At 66.5% G+C, this 11,750-nt stretch carries 9 protein-coding genes and 1 pseudogene; 7 read left to right on the top strand and 3 right to left on the bottom strand.

Annotated features, from left to right (window positions below):
- Window positions 1-32 precede the first annotated feature (32 nt).
- The 3 genes from GM672_RS04675 to argH form a co-directional block, all read right to left on the bottom strand.
- Complete coding sequence (locus GM672_RS04675) at window positions 33-1,694, bottom strand: TRAP transporter large permease (RefSeq protein WP_155469366.1); 1,662 nt, start codon at window positions 1,692-1,694, stop codon at window positions 33-35.
- A gap of 15 nt (window positions 1,695-1,709) precedes the next feature.
- Entirely contained in the window at window positions 1,710-2,285 is a 576-nt protein-coding gene (locus GM672_RS04680) for a TRAP transporter small permease subunit (protein ID WP_155469367.1), read from the bottom strand.
- Between the two features lie 83 nt (window positions 2,286-2,368).
- A complete protein-coding gene (gene argH / locus GM672_RS04685) occupies window positions 2,369-3,766 on the bottom strand; it encodes an argininosuccinate lyase (protein WP_155469368.1) in 1,398 nt (465 codons plus the stop codon).
- Window positions 3,767-3,910: 144 nt separating this feature from the next.
- On the opposite strand from argH, the gene GM672_RS04690 reads away from it, so the two are divergent.
- The 7 genes and pseudogenes from GM672_RS04690 to GM672_RS04720 all read left to right on the top strand — a co-directional run.
- Window positions 3,911-4,441, top strand: coding sequence for a hypothetical protein (locus GM672_RS04690; protein WP_170299931.1), 531 nt, complete (start codon window positions 3,911-3,913; stop codon window positions 4,439-4,441).
- Window positions 4,441-4,884 (top strand): GNAT family N-acetyltransferase, encoded by a 444-nt coding sequence (locus tag GM672_RS04695; protein WP_155469369.1) that lies wholly within the window; start codon window positions 4,441-4,443, stop codon window positions 4,882-4,884. Before GM672_RS04690 ends, GM672_RS04695 begins: the two co-directional genes overlap by 1 nt.
- Window positions 4,885-5,136: 252 nt before the next feature.
- Window positions 5,137-7,920: a TonB-dependent receptor gene (locus GM672_RS04700; protein WP_155469370.1), complete on the top strand. Its 2,784-nt coding sequence runs from the start codon at window positions 5,137-5,139 to the stop codon at window positions 7,918-7,920.
- A 24-nt stretch (window positions 7,921-7,944) separates the two neighbouring features.
- Window positions 7,945-9,246, top strand: coding sequence for a cyanophycinase (locus tag GM672_RS04705; protein WP_229417551.1), 1,302 nt, complete (start codon window positions 7,945-7,947; stop codon window positions 9,244-9,246).
- Between the two features lie 236 nt (window positions 9,247-9,482).
- A complete protein-coding gene (locus tag GM672_RS04710) occupies window positions 9,483-10,934 on the top strand; it encodes a DUF4331 domain-containing protein (RefSeq protein ID WP_155469379.1) in 1,452 nt (483 codons plus the stop codon).
- 10 nt (window positions 10,935-10,944) lie between these two features.
- Window positions 10,945-11,205 (top strand): hypothetical protein, encoded by a 261-nt coding sequence (locus GM672_RS04715; protein ID WP_155469371.1) that lies wholly within the window; start codon window positions 10,945-10,947, stop codon window positions 11,203-11,205.
- Between the two features lies 1 nt (window position 11,206).
- Window positions 11,207-11,750 (top strand): annotated as a pseudogene (locus GM672_RS04720) (hypothetical protein); the annotation flags it as partial.

Consider the following 11,750-nt stretch of genomic DNA (forward strand, 5'->3'; position numbering starts at 1 on the left):
TGACCGGCCGGCGGCAGCCGGCCGGTTCCCCATTATTTTTTCTCCGCCTCGTCCGTCGAGAAGTTCAACTGCGGCGACTCTTCCTCCTTCGGCGTCTCCGACGGCGGCGTGCCGTAGTCGGCCGGCGCCTCGATCTGCAGTTCCAGCTGTTCCGTCATGTCCGTCTTGGTGGCCACCGAGACCAGGTTGGGGAAGGCGATGATCAGCGTCACCATCACCACCTGGATGCACACGAACGGAATCGCGCCCCAGTAGATGTCGGAGGTCTTGACCTCCTTCGGCGCGACCGAACGCAGGTAGAACAGCGCGAAGCCGAACGGCGGGTGCATGAACGACGTCTGCATGTTCACGCCCAGCAGCACGCCGAACCAGATCAGGTCGATCCCCAGCTTTTCCGCCACCGGCCCCACCAGCGGCACGAGGATGAAGGCCAGCTCGAAGAAGTCGAGGAAGAAGGCCAGGCCGAAGAACATGATGTTGACGACGATAAGGAAGCCCGTCACGCCGCCGGGCAGGTTCGTCAGCAGGTGCTCGACCCACAAGTCGCCGTTCACGCCGCGGAATACCAGGGCAAATACGGTCGAGCCGATCAGGATGAAGATGACGAAGCACGACAGGCGCGTGGTCGACATCATCGCCTGCTGCAACAGGCTCCAGCTCAGCCGCCGGTTCATCATCGCCAGCAGGATCGCGCCCAGCGCGCCCATGCCGCCGCCTTCGGTGGGCGTGGCCAGGCCGATGAAGATGGTGCCCAGCACGAGGAAGATCAGCGCCAGCGGCGGGATCAGCACGAACACGATCTTCTCGGCCATCTTCGACAGCAGGCCCAGTTTCAGGTAGCGGTTGGCACAAGCGAAGGCGAAGGCCCCGATGATGCCCAGCGCCGCCGAGAAGATGCCCACTTCGTCGGCATGCGCCTCGGGGTGGCTGCTTTCATAGTAGTGCGCGAAGCCGTAGGACGCAGCGACCGTGGCCGCCACCAGCACCAGCAGCGAACGCACGCCGGAGTCGCCGTTCGGCTCCTTCAGGTTGCGCGCCTCTTCCGGCAGCGCCGGTGCATGGTGCGGCTTGAAGATCGACACGGCCAGCACATAGCCGGCATACATCGCCGTCAGCAGCAGGCCCGGGACAAAAGCGGCCTTGTACATGTCACCCACCGAGCGGCCCAGCTGGTCGGCCATGACGATCAGCACCAGCGACGGCGGAATGATCTGGGCCAGCGTGCCGGAGGCGGCGATGACGCCGGTGGCGAGGCGCTTGTCGTAACCGTAGCGCAGCATCACGGGCAGCGAGATCAGGCCCATCGAGATGACGGAGGCCGCCACCACGCCCGTGGTGGCCGCCAGCAGGGCGCCGACGAAGATGACGGCATAGGCCACGCCGCCGCGGATGGGGCCGAACAGCTGGCCGATGGTGTCGAGCAGGTCCTCGGCCATGCCGGAACGCTCCAGGATCAGGCCCATGAAGGTGAAGAAGGGAATGGCCAGCAGGGTATCGTTGGCCATGATGCCGAAGATCCGGTTCGGCAGCGCCTGCAGCAGTTCGGGCTTCAACAGGCCCAATTCGATGCCGAGAAGCCCGAACAGCAGGCCGTTGGCGGCCAGCGCGAAGGCGACGGGAAAACCGGAGAGCAGGAATACGACGAGCGCCCCGAACATGATGGGCGCCATATTGGCGATCAGGAAGGCTTCCATTGTGAAGTCGGTCCTTCAGGTAAGGTGATTGGCGTTCTTGATCGCCGCGATTTCTTCTTCGGGCGTGACGGCGTGCTTGGTGAAGGCGCTGGCGTCGAGCCGGCCCTGCAGATAGGCCACGCGCTTGATCATTTCGGATACGCCCTGCAGGATCATCAGCGCGAAGCCGACGGCCACCAGCAGCTTGGCGGGCCAGACGATCAGGCCGCCGGAATTGCTGGACATCTCGCCGCTGCGCAGCGATTCGAGCCCGAACGGAATGCCGTAGTACAGGATGACCAGGCAGACCGGCATCAGGAAGAAGACGAAGCCGAGCAGGTCGAGCCAGACCTGGGTGCGGCGCGAGAAGCGCCCGGTGACGACGTCGATGCGCACGTGCTCGTCACGCCGCAACGTGTGGGGGGAAGCCAGCATGAACACAGCGGCGAACAGGTACCACTGGATTTCCAGCCAGGCGTTGGAACTCATATTGAGCGAATAGCGGATCAGCGCGTTGCCGGCGCAGATCAGCACCGCCAGCAGCAGGGCCCAGGATACGGCCGTGGCGATGGTGTCGTTCAGTTTGTCGATTGCCCGCGATACAAACAGCATGGTGTCTCCTCACTCCTCGAAGGGCGCTGCGTTGGCGCCCGGTTTTCAGGTCGATGATGATGCCGCGTGACGAAAAGGACGCGCTACATGGCGAGCTGGCTCCTGACGCGGGCAATCGCGGCGCGCACCTGGTTCGGCGCGGTGCCGCCCACGTGGTCGCGCGCGGCGACGGAGCCTTCCAGGGTCAGCACGGCGAACACGTCCTCGCCCACCAGCGGCGAGAAGGCCTGCAGCTGTTCCAGCGACAGGTCGGCCAGGTCGCAGCCGGCATCGACGCACTGGCGCACGGCGTGGGCCACGGCTTCGTGGGCGTCACGGAAGGGCAGGCCCTTCTTGACCAGGTAGTCGGCCAGGTCGGTGGCGGTGGCATAGCCCTGCAGCGCGGCCGCGCGCATCGCTTCGGGCTTGACGGTGATGCCGCCGGCCATGTCGGCGAAGATGCGCAGCGTGTCGACGACGGTATCGACCGTGTCGAACAGGGGTTCCTTGTCTTCCTGGTTGTCCTTGTTGTAGGCCAGCGGCTGGCCCTTCATCAGGGTCAGCAGGGCCATCAGGTGGCCGTAGACGCGGCCCGTCTTGCCCCGTGCCAGTTCCGGCACGTCCGGATTTTTCTTCTGCGGCATGATCGACGAGCCGGTGCAGAAGCGGTCGGCGATGTCGATGAAGCCCACCCGTGGGCTCATCCAGATCACCAGTTCTTCCGACATGCGCGACACGTGCATCATGATCAGGGAGGCGGCGGCCGTGAATTCGATGGCGAAATCGCGGTCCGACACGGCGTCCAGCGAGTTGTGGCAGACGTCGTCGAAGCCCAGCGTCTGCGCCACGCGCGGCCGGTCGATGGGGAAGGTGGTGCCGGCCAGCGCGGCCGCGCCCAGCGGCAGGCGGTTGACGCGCTTGCGGCAGTCGGCCATGCGCTCGGCATCGCGGCCGAACATTTCGACATAGGCCAGCATGTGGTGGCCGAACGTGATCGGCTGGGCCACCTGCATGTGCGTGAAGCCGGGCAGGATGGTGTCGGCGTGCTGTTCGGCCAGGTCGACCAGGGCGCCGCGCAGCTGCGCCAGCAGGCCCGTGATGTCGTCGATGGCGGTGCGCACGTACAGGCGGATGTCGGTGGCCACCTGGTCGTTGCGGGAGCGGCCCGTGTGCAGGCGCTTGCCGGCGTCGCCCACCAGTTCGGTCAGGCGCTTCTCGATATTCAGGTGCACGTCTTCCAGGTCGAGCAGCCATTCGAACTGGCCGCCGTCGATCTCCTGGCCAATCCGGGCCATGCCGCCACGGATCGCTTCCAGGTCGGCCGTCGGGATGATGCCTTGTGCCGCCAGCATTTCGGCGTGGGCCAGCGAGCCTTCGATGTCGGCCTTGGCCATGCGCTTGTCGAAGAAGACGGAAGCGGTATAGCGTTTGACGAGATCGGAGACGGGTTCGGAGAAGCGAGCCGACCAGGCCTCGCCCTTTTTGGAGAGTTGTGCAGTCATGATGTGGGTCCGGTTGTTGTGAAACCCCGGCGCGGCATTGGGGCCCCTTTGCCTGATTATAAACAAGGTTTGCCCGGCGGCGGCCTTTTAGTCGGCCTGACACCGGCGGTGTTATCGTTGTGTTTTTGTCGATAGGGAGCTGCGATGAAGAAGTTGGTACTCGGTTTGACCTTGCTGGCCGCCCTGGCCGGCGGCGCCTCGGCCCAGCAGGCCGCCGGCCCCAGGATGGCCGACACCGCCAGCGTGGACGGCGTCGTCGCCGCGCTGTACGACACCATCTCCGGCCCGGCCGGCAAGGCGCGCGACTGGGACCGGCTGCGCGCGCTGTTCCGCCCGGACGGGCGCATGATCGTGCATGGCCCGAACAAGGAAGGCGGCACCACCACGCGCGTGCTGACGGTGGAAGACTATATCGGCCGCGTCACGCCGCTGTTTGCCAAGGAAGGCTTCTTCGAGTCCGAGCTGGCGCGGCGCAGCGAGCAGTTCGGCCAGATCGCCCACGTCTTCTCCACCTACGAATCGCGCCACGCCCAGGATGAGGCGAAGCCGTTCCAGCGCGGTATCAACAGCATCCAGCTGATCCACGACGGCCAGCGCTGGTGGGTACAGTCGCTCGTGTGGCAGGCCGAATCGGACCGCCACCCGCTGCCTGAACGCTACCTGAAGGGGCGCTGATGACGGGCCGCTATACCGTCGACACCGACAAGGCGCGCCTCGACGTCGCCATGATCCACCGCTTCCTGGCCGAGGAATCCACCTGGGCGCTGGGCATCCCACGCGCGCTGCTGCAGCGGGCCATCGACCATTCGTTGTGCTTCGGGGTCTACGCGGAGGACGGCACCCAGGTGGCGTTCGCCCGCGTCGTCACCGACACGGCCACCTATGCCTATCTGCTCGACGTCTTCGTCTGTTGCGGCCACCGCGGCCAGGGCCACAGCACGCGGCTGATGGATGCCGTGATGGCGCATCCGGACCTGCAAGGGCTGCGCCGCTTCATGCTGGCCACGATGACGGCGCCAGGCCTGTATGCCCGCTACGGCTTCGCGCCGCCCGCGCTGCCCGAGGCCCTGATGGAGCGGTGCGTGGTCGATCCCTATCGCACCAAAGCGGCGCGCTGAAGGCGCGACGGTCGTGCACGTCCCGTGCGGGGCGTGGCTGCGACCCATCACTTCGTGCCAATTCGTGGCGTGCGGGTGTGTATGGGTTGAGTTTTGCCGTCGACCTGCGTACGATAAAACTATCGTTCTTTTAATATTGCCGGACGGCCAAGCCTATCCTGAGCGCCGTCGTCGTGTTTTCTGCAAGCGTCGTGCATGCGTTCCTCGAATGGTCTGGCGGCCCCACCGGCGCACAACAGTTCAGGAGCTTTGATGAGCAAGCCATATCGCCACGACCGCCATGCCGAAACGTGCCTTACCACCGTCGCACGGGCGGTACGCCAGTCGTGCACGCGCGGGCTTCACGCGGCCAGCCTGGCGGCGCTGGGCCTGACGGCAGTGGGCGTGCAGGCACAAACGGCGGCGCCCGGCACCGTGCCGATGCCCCGCGTCGAGATCACCGGGTCGGCCATCCGCCAGATCGAATCGGAAACCCCGCTGCCGGTGCAGATCGTCACGCGCGAGGAAATCGACAAGGCCGGCGTGACGACGGCGGCCGAACTGATGTCGCGCATCTCGGCCAACGTGGGCGGGCTGACGGACGGCGTCAGCATCAATGTCGGCGGCGACCAGCGCGGCTTCAACAGCGCCAACCTGCGCGGCATCGGCACCTCATCGACCCTGGTCCTGCTGAACGGCCGGCGCATGGCCAACTTCGCCTCGCCCGGCGACGATTCGGGCGTGGACCTGAACAATATCCCGGCCGCGGCGATTGCCCGCGTCGAAGTGCTGATGGACGGCGCCTCGGCCCTGTACGGCACCGATGCCATCGGCGGCGTGATCAACTTCATCACCCGCAAGGACTTCCGCGGCGTCGAGGCCAATGTGTACCGGGGCGCCACGGACGAAGGCGGCGCCGGCAAGAAGACGGCCACCTTGAGCATGGGGGCGGGCGACCTGCAGGCAGACGGCTACAACGTGTTCGCCGTGCTGGATGTGCAGAGCACCGAGGCGCTGCGCACGTCGCAGCGCAGCTTCATCCCCGAGCTGCGGATTCCGCAGCAGCTGGGGCACCTGCTGTCCAGCTGGACGAGCCCGGGCAATATCCGCCTGACGTCGGCCCAGCGCGACCACCTGCAGGAAATCGGCTTCCTTCTCAATGGCCGGCCCATCACGAACCGGCAGATCAACCTGTCGATCCCGAACTGCAGCCCGCCGGCCAACCTGTACCTGCCGGACGGCACCGGCGGCGTCGACGCCTGCACCTACGACTACATGGGCGACACGGAGCTGTATCCGAAGTCGAACAAACAGAACCTGTTGACGCGCGGCGTGCTCAAGCTCGACGCGAACAACCAGCTGTATGCGGAAGTGGCGCTGAGCCGCTCGCGCACCAGCTACGTGGGTTCGTCCGCCCGCGTCACCGGCTACCTCGACTACCGCCGCATCCCGGCGCTGGCCGGCACCGGCCTCGATACGCTGGAAGACGACGACGTTCCCGGCGAGATCGAAGTGCGCACGCGTCTGTCCGAGGCGGGTAACCGCACCAGCGAACTGACCAGCGAAAGCCAGCGCTACGTGATCGGCCTGCAGGGCACCGTGGCGGGCTGGGATTACGACGTCGGCATCAACCACAGCGTCAACACCGTCAAGGACAAGGACACCCACGGCTACCTGCTGTACAACGAGCTGCTGGAAGGGATCGCGTCGGGCCTGATCAATCCCTTCGGCCCGTCCGGTGCGGAAGGGCAGGCGCTGATCGACCGCATCCAGGTCAACGAGGAAGTGCGGCATGCGCGCGGCACGATGGACTCGATCGACTTCAAGGCCTCGCGGGCGCTGATGCCGCTGGCCGGCGGCGACCTGGCCATGGCCTTCGGCGGCGAAGTGCGGCGCGAGCGCACCGACTTCACGCCGTCCGCCCTCCTGATGAGCGATAACATCAACAACGACGCCGCGCCCGAAGGGGGCAAGGCCACCAGCGACCGGCGCCGCGTGGCCGCCATCTTCGGCGAAGTGCAGGCGCCGTTCACGAAGGAGTGGCAGGCGCAGCTCTCGGCCCGCTACGACCATTACGAGCAGGTGGGCGGGGCGCTGAGCCCGAAACTGGGCGTCAGCTACACGCCGGCGAAATGGCTGATGGCGCGTGCGTCGGCCGGGCGGGGCTTCCGCGCGCCGTCGATGACGGACCTGTATCGCCCCACCGTCTACAGCTCCACGGCGACCCTGCCGGACCCGGTCTACTGCGCCACCGTCGACAACAACTACGCCGACTGCGCCAGCAATTGGGACACGCGCCGCTACAGCAATGCCGACCTGAAGCCCGAGCGCAGCCGGCAGTACTCGGCCGGCATCGTCATCGAGCCGACCAGGTACGTCACGGCCAGCCTGGATTACTGGAATATCCGCCGCACGGACCTGATCAGCGAGATCGGCGACGACATCATCCTGTCGAACCTGGACAAGTACGGCGACCTGGTGCACCGCGACGAAGACGACTACATCGACTATATCGAGCTGCACAAGGAAAACCGCGGCGCCCAGGTGGCGCGGGGCCTGGACCTGATGGTCGACCTGCACGGCATCGATACGCCGGTGGGCCGCCTGGGTGGGCGCCTGAACGGTACCTATGTGCTCAAGTCGAAGGTGCAGACCGGGCCGGGCGACCCCTTCGTCAGCAACCTGGGGCGCTTCGTCACGGACATGGCCGTGCAGCGCTGGCGCCATACCATTACCTTCGACTGGGAGCGCGGCCCCCTGTCGACCAGCCTGTCGAACACCTACTCGTCCGGCTATACGGACCAGAACTCGGCCATCAATGTCGACGACGGCAGCGTGGTGGCGGCCAACCGGGTATCCTCGTATTCGCTGTGGAACCTGTCCGGTGCGTGGGAAGTGAACAGGGCGTGGCGCGTGCGCGCCGGGGTGCAGAACCTGGCCGACAAGAGCCCGCCCTATTCGAACCAGGCGTACTACTTCATTTCAGGCTACGATCCCACGTACACCGATCCGCGTGGCCGGCGTTACTATGCCAGCCTGAATTACGTGTTCAAGTAAGGGTATCCTTTCAAAGGAGTAGGCATGGCCAGGCTGTCGTCCGCACCGTCGTTCCGCCCGATGTTCGTTCATGTCTTGCGCGTTTGCGTGGCGCTGGCCGGCCTGGCCGGCTTGCATGGCGCCGCCCTGGCCGAGCCGGAGAGGGTCGTGGCCGAGCCGACGGCGCCGCGTGCGCCGCTGCCGGTGGCCAAGGGATCGCTCGTCATCATCGGCGGCGGCCTGCGCGGCGACAATGCGGACGTGTGGCAGAAGATCGTCAGCCTGGCCGGCGGCAAGGGCGCCCGCATCGCCGTGTTCCCTTCCGCCTCCGGCACGCCCGAGCCGGTGGCCAACACCATCATCGGCTACCTGAAAAAATATGGCGCCGATGCCTTCGCCGTGCCGGTGGCCGTGCGGCTGGCCGGCAGCGACTACCGCAAGGCGGCCGACGACACGGCGCTGGCCGAGAAGATCCGCAAGGCCGACGGCGTGTATTTCGCCGGCGGTGACCAGAGCCGCATCACGAAGGCACTGGTGCGCGAGGACGGCACCCGCACGGCGGCGCTGGAAGCCGTATGGGACCTGTACCGCCGCGGCGGCGTGGTGGCCGGGACGAGCGCCGGTGCGGCCATCATGAGCAGCACCATGTTCCACAACCCGCGCGCCATCCTGGCCATGCTGCGCGGCGGGGTCACGGAAGGGCAGGAGATCGCGCCGGGCCTGGGTTTCATCGGCGACGACGTCTTCGTCGACCAGCACCTGCTGGTGCGTGGCCGATTCGCCCGGATGATTCCGGCCATGCTGGCCAAGAACTACAAGATGGGACTGGGCATCGACGAGGACAGCGCAATGGTCATCAACGCCCAGCGCGAGGTGGAAGTGATCGGCTACAGCGGCGCGCTGCTGATCGATACGTCGCAGGCCGTGTGGGACAAGAGCAAGCCTGACTTCAATGTCAGCAATGTGCGCATCAGTTACCTGGACCGGGGCGACCGCTTCAACATCATCACGCACAGCTTCACGCCGTCGCCGGACAAGGCGGGCGGCCGGCTCGACCCGGCCCGCACGGCCCTGCGCGGCCCCGTCTACAGCAACGACATCCTGGGCAGCAACGCCGTGGTCCAGCTGATGGAAAGGCTGATCGACAGCGACCAGGAAGAAGCCATCGGCATCGCCAGCGGCAATCCGCGCAGCACGACGCCGGAAGTGTGCTTCGAGTTCCGCTTCACGAAGACGCCGGAAAGTGTCGGCTACATTTCCAGCGTGGCCGAAGCCTACTCGGTCCTCAATATCCGCCTCGACGTGCGGCCCATCGACATTCCCCGCCCCCTGTACCGCTACCGCTGACGGCAGGTTCTACATCGGCGAAACCGGGGACAGTCCCCTGTTTTGCGGCAACTGTTGCCCGACAACAGGGGACTGTACCCGGTTTTTCCGAAGTCCAAAAATAAAGTTAAAAAAATTGAATCCGGCGCGCTCGCCGTTGCGTATACAGCCACGTTGCATCCTCATTCACGCTTCACCCAGGAGGAATCACCGTGGCTCTTTCGTTCAAACACCCGTTACACCCGGCCGTCGGCGCCATGCTGGCGCTGCTGCTGGCCGCGCAGGCGCAGGCTTCCAGCCACCGCGAGGCGCCCTTCATCACGAATATCCCGAAGGCCGACGCGACCGACTTCTATATGTTCCGTTCCTACGAGCCGGGGCGCGAGCGCTTCGTCACCCTGATCGCCGACTATGTGCCGCTGCAAGACCCGTACGGCGGGCCGAACTACTTCATGCTGGACCCGAACGCGCTGTACGAAATCCATATCGATAACAATGGTGACGCGAAAGAAGACCTGACGTTCCAGTTCCGCTTCACCAATACCAACAAGGATGCCCAGTTCACCGTGGGCGGCAAGAAGGTGTCGATACCGCTGGTGATCAACGGCGGCGCCATCGACGGCGCCAACGCGGCCGGTACCAATGTGCGGGAAACCTATGCCGTCACCGTCGTGCGCGGCGACCGGCGCGGCGGCACCAAGGGCGCCGTCTCGAACGTGGACGGCGGCATCACCTTCGACAAGCCGATCGACAATATCGGCAGGAAGTCGATTCCCGACTACGCCGGTTATGCGGCCAGGCACGTGTACGAAGTGAAGATCCCCGGCTGCGAAGTGCCGGCGCGGATGTTCGTCGGCCAGCGCAAGGACCCCTTCGTCGTCAACCTGGGCGAGACCTTCGACCTGGTCAACATCAAGGCGCCGGCCGTCGAGTTCAACGCCAACGCCGAGCGCAATGCCCGCGACGACCTGTCCAACAAGAACGTGACGACGATCGCCATGGAAGTGGCCGCATCGTGCCTGGTGGCGCCCGGCGGCGCCGATCCCGTTATCGGCGGCTGGACCACGGCCAGCGTGCGCCAGGGCCGCCTGGTCAACCCGGCGCCGGGCACGGGAACGGGCGCGTCGAAGGAGGGCGGGGCCTGGACCCAGGTGTCGCGCCTGGGCATGCCGCTGGTGAACGAGGTGGTCATCGGCCTGAAGGACAAGGACCGCTTCAACCACAGCAAGCCGTCGAGCGACGCCCAGTTCGCCGACTACGTGACTCATCCAACCTTGCCGATGCTGGTCGAAACCCTGTTCGGCAGTGCCGGCGCCAAGGCCCCCACCAACTTCCCCCGCAACGACCTGGTGGCCGCCTTCCTGACGGGCGTGAAGGGCCTGAACCAGCCGGCGAAAGTCACGCCCAGCGAAATGCTGCGCCTGAACACGGCCATTGCGCCGGTGGCGATGGGCAAGCAGAAGCGCCTGGGCGTCATCGACGGCGACAACGCCGGCTTTCCGAATGGGCGCAGGCCGGGCGACGATGTCGTCGATATCGCGCTGCGCGTCGTCATGGGCAAGCTGTGCACCTTGAGCCTGGGCTGCGTACCGGCCGACGCACCGGCCGGCGCGATCCGCTTCACGGACGGCGCCTACCTGGACGATGCCGCCTTCACGATGGCCTTCCCGTACCTGAAACCGCCGCTGCCCGGTTCGCCGCAGCAGTAAGGAGAGCGACATGACACGTCAACTCCTTGCCGCGCTGTGCGCCGCGCTGTGTGCCATCTCGATGCTGTCCGCCTGCGGTGGTGGTGGCGGCGGTACCGATGCCGCCTCGCCCCCGCCGGTGCCACCGGCGCCGCCTCCCGTCACCGCCGGCGATGCCTTCTTTGCCGCCGTCATGGGCCTGTTTGGCCAGGACGGCGAGGGCGAACCTGCGCCGCTCGACGACGCCGCCGTCACCAGTTCCGACGCGACGGAACCGCAGGCGGTGCAGTAGCATGAAGTACCGGCTGTCGTGGCTGGCGCTTGCGCTGGCATCCGCCGCCTTCGGCTGCGCGGCGGAACCCTATCGCCCGCGGTCCGGCAGCGAAGTCGTGACGACCGTGGCGCGGCGTGCCGAGGCACCGGAGCTCGCGCAGTTGCGGCGCCGGCTGGCTGCATCGCCGCGCGACCTCGATACCGCGCTGGCGCTGGCGCGGCGCTACATCGCGCTGGGGCGGGCCGAGACCGATCCCCGCTATTTCGGTCATGCGCAGGCCGCGCTGGCGCCCTGGTGGCCGCGCGCCGATGCGCCGCCGGCGGTGCGCCTGCTGCGTGCCATGCTGCTGCAGAGCGGCCACCAGTTCGGTGCCGCGCTGGCCGACCTGGAAGCGGTGACGATCAGCCAGCCCGCCAATGCACAGGCCTGGCTGACGCAGGCCGTGGTGCAGTCGGTGCGGGGCGACGCCGAAGGCGCCATCGCCAGCTGCGCGCGGCTGGCGCCGTTGGCGGAGCAGCTGGCGGCCTTCACCTGCCTGGCCGCCGCCGGCGTGAACACGGCCA

This window comes from Pseudoduganella buxea, assembly GCF_009720835.1.
Taxonomy (GTDB): domain Bacteria; phylum Pseudomonadota; class Gammaproteobacteria; order Burkholderiales; family Burkholderiaceae_D; genus Rugamonas; species Rugamonas buxea.

What these genes read in the sequence shown, in the direction of transcription:
- GM672_RS04705 (WP_229417551.1), top strand. Translation starts at nt 7,945, where the DNA reads ATGGCCAGGCTGTCGTCCGCACCGTCGTTCCGCCCGATGTTCGTTCAT.
- GM672_RS04700 (WP_155469370.1), top strand. Translation starts at nt 5,137, where the DNA reads ATGAGCAAGCCATATCGCCACGACCGCCATGCCGAAACGTGCCTTACC.
- GM672_RS04690 (WP_170299931.1), top strand. Translation starts at nt 3,911, where the DNA reads ATGAAGAAGTTGGTACTCGGTTTGACCTTGCTGGCCGCCCTGGCCGGC.
- GM672_RS04680 (WP_155469367.1), bottom strand. Translation starts at nt 2,285, where the DNA reads ATGCTGTTTGTATCGCGGGCAATCGACAAACTGAACGACACCATCGCC.
- argH (WP_155469368.1), bottom strand. Translation starts at nt 3,766, where the DNA reads ATGACTGCACAACTCTCCAAAAAGGGCGAGGCCTGGTCGGCTCGCTTC.
- GM672_RS04715 (WP_155469371.1), top strand. Translation starts at nt 10,945, where the DNA reads ATGACACGTCAACTCCTTGCCGCGCTGTGCGCCGCGCTGTGTGCCATC.
- GM672_RS04675 (WP_155469366.1), bottom strand. Translation starts at nt 1,694, where the DNA reads ATGGAAGCCTTCCTGATCGCCAATATGGCGCCCATCATGTTCGGGGCG.
- GM672_RS04710 (WP_155469379.1), top strand. Translation starts at nt 9,483, where the DNA reads ATGCTGGCGCTGCTGCTGGCCGCGCAGGCGCAGGCTTCCAGCCACCGC.
- GM672_RS04695 (WP_155469369.1), top strand. Translation starts at nt 4,441, where the DNA reads ATGACGGGCCGCTATACCGTCGACACCGACAAGGCGCGCCTCGACGTC.